The sequence below is a fragment of the Psychrobacter sp. S1-30-MNA-CIBAN-0213 genome, from assembly GCF_040309845.1.
In the GTDB taxonomy this organism is placed as follows: Bacteria; Pseudomonadota; Gammaproteobacteria; order Pseudomonadales; family Moraxellaceae; genus Psychrobacter.
On sequence record NZ_JBEOPE010000060.1, the window covers coordinates 1 to 275 of the forward strand.

The window sequence follows — 275 nt, forward strand, 5'->3', positions numbered from 1 at the left end:
GCGGAACAACACGCACACGTTCCAGTGAAAGATGTTGAGAATGCTGTAAAAGAAATTCTTGAACAAATGGCCGGCTCATTATCTACTTCAGATCGTATTGAGATCAGAGGTTTTGGTAGTTTCTCTTTGCATTTCCGCGCTCCTCGCACAGGTCGTAATCCTAAGACTGGCGATACAGTTGAGCTTGAAGGAAAGCATGTACCTCATTTTAAACCAGGCAAAGAATTACGCGACCGCGTGAATGAAAGCATTGCCTAGTTAACTTAGTGGAGTAG

General features: G+C 44.0%; 1 protein-coding gene. It reads left to right on the forward strand.

The window, feature by feature from the left end:
- Positions 1-258, forward strand: a 258-nt coding sequence (ihfB, locus tag AAEY87_RS13950) for an integration host factor subunit beta (RefSeq protein ID WP_350657605.1), incomplete at its 5' end; no start/stop codon positions are given.
- Between the last annotated feature and the right edge of the window lie 17 nt (positions 259-275).